Here is a 4,953-nt window from a genome sequence, read left to right as displayed (position 1 = left end):
ACGTCCGAGGGCTTGAAATGTATATCGTTTCTTATTACACTCTGTTTTCATAAGGTCGCTCATGTGTTATTGGTTAATGTGTTGAATTTACATATCTTATTAACACATTTGCGGCCTTTTTGCATTAGTCTTGTGAAATATGCGGGCTATCCTGGCCGCTCTCTTCATGGGTACCATGGGTATCTTTTCCCGAAAATCGGGACAAGGTGCGGAAGTCGTGTCATTTTTCAGGCTTTTTCTGGGAGCGGCTTTTCTTTTTCTCTTTATCTGTATTACCGGCAGATTAAGAAAAATACAGCAGAAACCGGAATGGAATATTGTTTTCAGTGGACTCATGCTGGCAGGACTTATTATTTTTTACACCAGGGCCATGAACCTGACCACCCTGGCAAATGCCGTTATGCTGCTTTACCTTGCTCCTCTGGCTGCCTCTGTATTTGCGCACTCTTTCCTGAAGGAACGCCTGAACAGTATCTCAATCAGCCTTATTCTGCTTTCTCTTTTCGGCTTTGCAATGATGATGGAATTCAGGATAGATTTTTCTGCCGGATCAGATCATCTTGCCGGACTGTTCTCAGGCCTGATTTCCATGTTCTGCTATGCCGCATTTATCATCATCAACCGAACAATAGACAGAAAAACAGACGTCTTTATCAGTTCATTCTACCAGATGTCGGCAGGAGCAGGATGCCTTTTGCCATTTCTTCTTTTTTCCATACCGACAATTTCTCTTCAGCAATGGTCCTGGCTTGTCGGAGCAGTTTTTTTTCCTGGTTTTCTCGGAATTCTTGCGGCTGTCATTGCCCTGAGACAACTGAAGGCGACGACCTTCTCAACCCTTGCGTATCTTGAACCCATCAGTGTGGTGAGCTATGGATGGTTCTTTTTCGGAGAGACCTTATCTCTCCTGCAGATCTGTGGCTGCCTGCTCATACTCCTGACCAGTATTGTCAAAACCTGCACAATGTCCACATGATTCTTCCTGTTGCCGGAATATACGAAAGCCCCATACATGAACCAGGCGCTTCAGAAAATAAAAAATAGATTAATATGTTGTTTCAATATGTTATAATGTGTCTGATGAAATCAGTTATTCACTTTTCAAGCCAATATAAACTTTTTCATTTTCCTGCCCTGCTGAATCAGAAATTTTACCATGGTCAGATTTTCATCAGTCTTTATGGCCGAACCATTTGATCAGACCATGCTTTTATCCAGAGCATCCACAGACCAGACTCGAGGAGTTTCCATGCGCATACTGCATGTGGCTAATTTCAACACATATAAATATGGCACAGACCTCTATTCAACCGACCGGAAAATTTCCGCCGGTCTCACCAGAAACGGCCACTTTGTCTATGATTTCAGCTACAGAGATGTCTGCAGAAACGAATCATTTTTCAGGACGACAAAATTCGGCACCGGATCTGTTAATCAAAAACTGCTTGAAGCATGCAACCGGATACAGCCACATCTCCTGCTACTGGGGCATTCCGAACTCATTACTGCTGAAACTCTGGAAACTATAAAAAACCAATATCCCGCCATAAAAATCGGCCTATGGTATGTGGATGCACTTTTTCATCGTAACAAAACAGAACATCTTTTTAAACGGCTGCAATTTATCGATATGGTCTTTGCCACAACGTCAGGCAGATACCTGCGGGAGTATTCCCGTGGCATGACAGAGGCCGCCTTTATTCCAAACATGGTTGATCCGGCTGTTGAGTCATTCACCGCTTTTCGCAACACCGCCTTCGACTACGATTTTATCTTCTGCGGCCGCGACTCCAACGACCCGGAGCGGCGGACTTTTATGAAAGAGCTCCAGTTTGAAACCGGAAAGGCAATGCGTTCTGCATTTTTCGGCTGCCTGGGGAACAAACCTGTTACCGGCTCTGATTACCTCTCCCTGCTTTCGCGCTCCAGAATGGCCCTGAACATAAGCAGAAGAAATGATGTCCGTCTGTACTCCTCCGACCGGATCGCTCAATTGACAGGCAATGGCCTTCTCACCTTCTGTCCGAGGATTCCGGCAATGGAACTTCTCTACAGGGAAAATGAACTTGTTTATTTTTCTACTTCTGAGGAACTGTTTGCCCGTATTAATTTTTATCACACTCATCCGGACAAAGCTGAGAAAAGGGCAGAAATGGGCTGGCGCAGAGCACACAGATCTTTCAACAACACCAGGGTAACAGCCTATATGATAGAAAGATTATTTGACCAACCGTTATCCAGCGATTATGAATGGCAAAACGAGTTTTATACATCCCTGAATCCGTGAACAGATCCCCCCGAAGGGGTAATTGATAATACCGTGAAAATTCCCTTAAGACTTCTGGACTGGCACAAAGTAAAAAAAACAGGCAGAGGCTATACCCTGAGAGAACTGAGTGCTGTAAACTTTCTGCTGAAGGCTGATAAAATATGTCCTGTCCGTTCTTTTCTCAATATCGGTTTCCATGATTACCAGGACAGAAGGAACCGCTGGTGGATTGATATCTGCAGAGCCAATTCAATCGACTGGCATATCCTTGAACTCTTTCCGGCCAACGTGGAAAATTTTCTCCGCCATGCACCTCCTGAAGACCATCACCGGATTGTCGAGGGCGATATCAGGGATGTAACAGCGCTTTTCAGACAAAAATTTGATGTGGTTTTTCACTGGCATGGCCCGGAACATCTATCCAGGGAAGACTATCTTTCAATCCTTCCGGATCTTACCGCCGCAACTGACACTCTTCTTCTTCTCGGCTGCCCTAACGGCCATGAAGAACAGGGTATGGCCTACGGAAACCCCTTTGAAGAACATATTTCTTTCTGGACAGTTGAAGAGTTTCATAGGCTCGACTTTGTGACAGAAATTGTCTCGGACAAGAACCCCGGTCATATCAGTGCGGCAAAATTTCTTCGCTGACTGTTTATCTGAAAATCCGTGGCTGAAAGGTGTACAACCGCAGCCGAAGTTTTCATTGCTTTTTTATGACAGAACCATAGAATCCGGCCATACCGGTTTACCCCAAAAAGCAGAAAAATGAATATTCTTATGATATCCATGGATTACCCGCCAACTCCCGGGGGTATTTCCGCCCATGTTCAGGAACTGTCCAGGGCTCTCGCCCTCCAGGGTAACAGAGTCAGTGTCATCACCCGAAAAAGAAAAATTGACCAGGAACACTCAAAAGATGGTGATATAGATATTTTTCGTGTTCCTCTTTCCTTTGCAGCACTTGTCTACGGACTGCAGATCAGAACATTCACACGGAAACTGCTTAACAGAATCAGACCGGATATCATCCATATCCACGGCATGCTTCCCCTGGAATGGTATAATATACATCATATCCCCCTGGTCTATACCAATCACACTTCCGGATACCTGAAACGGATAAAAAAAGGCGGTTTGCGCAGAATGACCATGCTGAAAAGACATTTCAGAAAAGTGGATCTTTTCCTTGCCCCGAGCCGGGAACTCCTGGAAATTCCTTTTACCATCCAGGCGGAAAAAATCTTTATTCCCAATGGTGTCGACGGAAGTAAATTCCATTTCCATAAAGAGAAAAGAAGGCGTATCCGTAAAGAACTGGGTATTGATGAAGAGGAAACAGTGGCCATTGTCACCAGGCGGCTGGTTGAGAAAAATGGAGTTCTCCATCTTGCCAGGGCATCGGCATTTCTTAACAATGCTGTCCGCTTTCTTGTGATTGGCGCAGGTCCTGAACGGGAGATCGTGGAGGATGAATTCAGAAAACATTGCGATAACAGAACAATCTTCACCGGCAACAAAAGTCATGCGGAAATAGTTGATTTCTACAGTGCCGCCGATTTCTCCATCCTGCCGTCACTAATGGAAGCCACCTCAATCAGCGGGCTTGAGGCCATGGCTTCCGGCCTGCCCCTCATTGGTACAGACGTGGGCGGTATACCGGAACTGATTGAAAATGGTAAAAACGGCTTTCTCTGTAATCCGGCCGATCCGCAGGATCTGGCAGAAAAAATCCACCAGCTCCTCAGGGAAGATCTGAAAAAATTTGGGGAACAATCAAGAAAACGGGTGGTAACTTCGTTTGACTGGTCAAAAATCGCCCGGCAGACCCACGAAGCTTACGGGACACTCTTCCATTGAACCAGGATTTTCCTCCCCCTGCGGGAAAAGAAAATCCGGCTCAACATAATTGCTCACCCCGGCTTTTCACGGTCTCTTTTGTCCGCATAAGTAAGCTTAGCGAACAAAAGAGCCTGCAAAAATCTGCGGCACCTGTGAGCAATTACAGTTCAAAGGTTATAAAATCATAGAGTTACTACCCATGCGACCAATTACGGCTCTACAGATCATCAAGGAGTAGAGGACTCCACCAGTTCGATGGCAAAAGTCAGGTCCTGACCGGCAAGGGGAGGATTGGCATCAAGGGTAATATTCTCTTCGTTGATTTCCGTTACAACAACACGGACTATCTCTCCGTTTGTGCCCCCCATCTCCAGACGCATCCCCACTTCCGGATTCAGATCAGGAGGAACCTGGTCCATGGGAACAACCATCACCATCTCATCCCTGCGTTGACCGTAAGCTTTATCAACCGGGATTTCAACAACCTTGGACTCTCCTGTGCTCATACCAACCAGGGCCTCATCAAACCCCTGGATAACCTGGCCACTGCCCACAACAAACTCCAGAGGTTCTCTGCCTTCAGAACTGTCGAAAACAGTACCGTCAGCAAGCGTCCCCTTGTAGTGAACCTTGACATTATCACCTTTTTTTACCTCTGTCATTTCCCGCTCCTCCGAACAGTACTGTCTTCACTCACTGTTCTTTTAATCTTCAATAGTAACTACTCACCCCTGTTGTAATCATCGTTTGCAAATGTCCCATTCAAAGCAATCTGGATTGCCACAAGCGGATTGACACCTTGGCATGCCATTGTTTGTAGGTAACTTGAGATTCTACAGTAG

General features: G+C 45.7%; 5 protein-coding genes. 4 read left to right on the top strand and 1 reads right to left on the bottom strand.

What is annotated here, in order from left to right; all coding sequences use genetic code 11:
• The first annotated feature begins 139 nt into the window (after positions 1-139).
• The 4 genes from ACXLDX_RS05755 (at position 140) to ACXLDX_RS05740 (ending at position 4,129) form a co-directional block, all read left to right on the top strand.
• Positions 140-976 (top strand): DMT family transporter, encoded by an 837-nt coding sequence (locus ACXLDX_RS05755; protein ID WP_457576243.1) that lies wholly within the window; start codon positions 140-142, stop codon positions 974-976.
• A gap of 180 nt (positions 977-1,156) precedes the next feature.
• On the top strand, positions 1,157-2,287 hold the full coding sequence (locus ACXLDX_RS05750) for a glycosyltransferase family protein (protein WP_457576242.1): 1,131 nt from the start codon (positions 1,157-1,159) through the stop codon (positions 2,285-2,287).
• Between the two features lie 33 nt (positions 2,288-2,320).
• A complete protein-coding gene (locus tag ACXLDX_RS05745; RefSeq protein WP_457576241.1) occupies positions 2,321-2,920 on the top strand; it encodes a hypothetical protein in 600 nt (199 codons plus the stop codon).
• A gap of 117 nt (positions 2,921-3,037) precedes the next feature.
• On the top strand, positions 3,038-4,129 hold the full coding sequence (locus ACXLDX_RS05740) for a glycosyltransferase family 4 protein (RefSeq protein ID WP_457576240.1): 1,092 nt from the start codon (positions 3,038-3,040) through the stop codon (positions 4,127-4,129).
• A 209-nt stretch (positions 4,130-4,338) separates the two neighbouring features.
• On the opposite strand, the gene ACXLDX_RS05735 is transcribed toward ACXLDX_RS05740, so the two are convergent.
• The gene (locus ACXLDX_RS05735; protein ID WP_457576239.1) at positions 4,339-4,773 is read right to left on the bottom strand and encodes an FKBP-type peptidyl-prolyl cis-trans isomerase; all 435 of its coding nucleotides are present in this window, start codon (positions 4,771-4,773) and stop codon (positions 4,339-4,341) included.
• Positions 4,774-4,953: the final 180 nt, after the last annotated feature.

It is taken from the genome of Desulfomarina sp. (assembly GCF_054039375.1).
The sequence above is the reverse complement of the archived record's forward strand: the minus strand, read 5'-3'. Positions and strand labels throughout refer to the sequence as shown.